At 62.1% G+C, this 2,392-nt stretch carries 4 protein-coding genes and 1 pseudogene; 2 read left to right on the forward strand and 3 right to left on the reverse strand.

Annotation, left to right across the window (positions count from 1 at the left end; all coding sequences use genetic code 11):
• Positions 1-204 (reverse strand): annotated as a pseudogene (locus IIB36_20525) (transposase).
• Positions 205-262: 58 nt separating this feature from the next.
• Between IIB36_20525 and IIB36_20530 the strand changes: the two are divergent.
• Positions 263-787 (forward strand): IS630 family transposase, encoded by a 525-nt coding sequence (locus IIB36_20530; GenBank protein ID MCH7534124.1) that lies wholly within the window; start codon positions 263-265, stop codon positions 785-787.
• Positions 712-1,281 carry an IS630 family transposase gene (locus IIB36_20535; GenBank protein ID MCH7534125.1) on the forward strand — a complete coding sequence of 190 codons (570 nt, stop codon included), beginning with the start codon at positions 712-714 and terminating at the stop codon, positions 1,279-1,281. The genes IIB36_20530 and IIB36_20535 overlap by 76 nt, the downstream gene beginning before the upstream one ends.
• A 406-nt stretch (positions 1,282-1,687) precedes the next feature.
• On the opposite strand, the gene IIB36_20540 is transcribed toward IIB36_20535, so the two are convergent.
• Both IIB36_20540 and IIB36_20545 read right to left on the reverse strand, forming a co-directional pair.
• Positions 1,688-2,212: a hypothetical protein gene (locus IIB36_20540; protein ID MCH7534126.1), complete on the reverse strand. Its 525-nt coding sequence runs from the start codon at positions 2,210-2,212 to the stop codon at positions 1,688-1,690.
• The coding region (locus tag IIB36_20545; GenBank protein ID MCH7534127.1) for a hypothetical protein at positions 2,209-2,392 on the reverse strand (184 nt) is incomplete at its 5' end. The genes IIB36_20540 and IIB36_20545, both read right to left, overlap by 4 nt.

Here is a 2,392-nt window from a genome sequence, read left to right on the forward strand (position 1 = left end):
TGCACCTGGACGATGGTACTGTCGATCGACAGAGCCTCGATCTTGATGCGGATGATTTTGCTCGGCCGTAAAGACACGATCCAGCACCCCTGCTTTCGCCCAGCGATTCATCCGCGTGTATATCGTATGCCAGTTACCGAAGCTTCTGGGCAACCCCCGCCACTTGCAGCCGTGCTCGGCCACATACAGGATCGCGTTATGGACATCTGTATAAGTAATGCAATATATTGATGGGTACCCAGGTAGGGGGAGGGTGTCTGTCATGGCACGGCCTAGCGGATCTGCACAGCAGCTAGAGGGACGGCGTCATCGAGCGATGCGGTTTCTCGACGGTGGCCGTTCGCTTCACGAGGTAGCCCAACTGATTGGGTGTCACGCGAGCTCGGTGATGCGCTGGCGCGACGCGCGGCGACGAGGAGGCAGGGAGGGGCTCAAGGTGCGCAAGGCATCGGGCCGGCCGCGCAAGCTGAGCGACGAGCAGTGTACGCGGCTCTTGGAGTTGCTGCTGAAGGGAGCCATGGCCCAGGGCCACCGCACGGAGCTGTGGACGACGCAGCGGATCGCCGAACTCATCGAGGCACGCTTTGGGGTCAGCTACCACCGCGATCACGTGGGTCGCCTCATGCACTCTCTGGGCTGGAGCTGCCAGAAGCCCGAGCGGCGAGCCCAGGAGCGCGACGAAGAGGCCATCGAGCGTTGGAAGCGTGAGGTGTGGCCCGAGGTAAAAAAAACGCCGAGAAGCTGGGGGCCCACATCGTCTTCGCCGACGAGAGCGGCTTCCAACTGATTCCCATGCTGATCAAGACCTGGGCACCGAGGGGTCGCACCCCGGTGGTGCGTCACCGCTACCGTCGCGACCGCATCTCGGTCATCTCGGGACTCTCGGTTAGCCCCGTGCGGCACCGCGTGGGCCTCTACTATCGATTCCACCGCACGAACATCGATGGTCTCGCGGTGTGTGATTTCCTCCGTCACTTGCTGCGCCACCTTCGTGGTCACGTGACCGTCATCTGGGACAACGCCTCGATCCATCGCGGTGAGCCCGTTCGTGAGATGTGCCGCAGATTCGCTCGCCTGCACCTGGTCGCGCTGCCCCCGTACGCTCCCGAGCTCAACCCCGACGAAGGCGTGTGGAGCCTGGCCAAGGCGAGTCTCGCAAACGGCCGACCCGACGACATCGCAGAGTTGGACCTCCACCTCGACGAAACCCTTGAGCTCATACGCCGCTCCCCATCCAAGCTCCGCTCCTGTGTGCACCGCACAGGGCTACCCCTTTTTTAATCCCTCTGTTGCATTCAATATACAGTCATCTATAAGTGCCACAGGACATGTTGTACGTCTTCAAAGTTATGAGGACCAAGATCTCGTGGACCCTGCAGTGACGCCACGCGGGCCCCCGCGACAACCACCGTGGGCACCGCTATCGCCTTGAGGAGTGCCTTCCAGTCTTTCGCAAGCGCTAACACTGCTTCGCTACTGATCTCCCAGACCGGGAGCCGGTGGAGGGAAGGGTCCCACTCACCCTGGGTTCTTGCAGGAGGTTCGGACATGGACCCCAAGATGCCGGGGAGCTACGTGGAGGGCCAGCAAGAGCTGGACGGCGTCCTGTTCCAAAACTCAGCCTAGCGCCAAGGTAAGCATTGACCAGGGATAGGCGCTTCAACGGCCCTGTCGGGAGGGAAAGCGTTCACATCAACGCCGACGGACTCGGCTCCGACCACGTCATCAAGCTCGACGACGGAGGGCTGGATGCCGGCGGGGCGGGGAAACGCCCTCCTTGACCCGTAGCCTCATCCGATGAAGCGTGCGTCGCCGCCCAGAGGCAGGCTTCGATCAAGGAGAGGCCCAGGTGAACCCTCGCGTGTTCCTGCCAGACGTCTGTATGCACCTCGATGTATGCGTCGAAGACGTCCTGCGCCTGACCGAAGGTCGATCCCTCCATGCAGACCTTCACATCAACGCCGACGGCCTCGGCTCCGAAGAGGACGTGCCATGTCCAAGAGTCATCCTCCTCGGGCGCGATGAAGTTGAGAAACGCGTACATGAATCCGCCGTACCACCCGACCACGTATCCGGTGCGACCCGACGCTGGAAAGTCCCGATATTGCTGGACCGTCGGTTGCCCTTCGGCTTTCGTCGGCGTGAGCACGAACAGGATCGCCGCGATCAGTAACGTCTTCGCGTCGCTTGGTGCTCTCCCGTGGGCGCTCATGACACCGGCCGATCCTTCGGCTCCAGCCTGATGGCCCAAAGCCCGCTGCTTATGTCGGAAAAGAACACGTGACCCTTGTACGGGATCACGCTCCATGCCGCCGGCGCGTTCGCGATCCATGCCTGAGGGTCGTTGGCCTTGTGCACCGCGATCTCCCGCCCCTGAGTGTAGAGGTTGCCC

It is taken from the genome of Gemmatimonadota bacterium (genome assembly GCA_022560615.1).
GTDB lineage: Bacteria > Gemmatimonadota > Gemmatimonadetes > Longimicrobiales > Gaopeijiaceae > UBA1138.

Bases quoted from the DNA above. Each gene is read 5' to 3' on its own strand.
- IIB36_20530 (MCH7534124.1), top strand. From the start codon at position 263: ATGGCACGGCCTAGCGGATCTGCACAGCAGCTAGAGGGACGGCGTCAT.
- IIB36_20540 (MCH7534126.1), bottom strand. From the start codon at position 2,212: ATGAGCGCCCACGGGAGAGCACCAAGCGACGCGAAGACGTTACTGATC.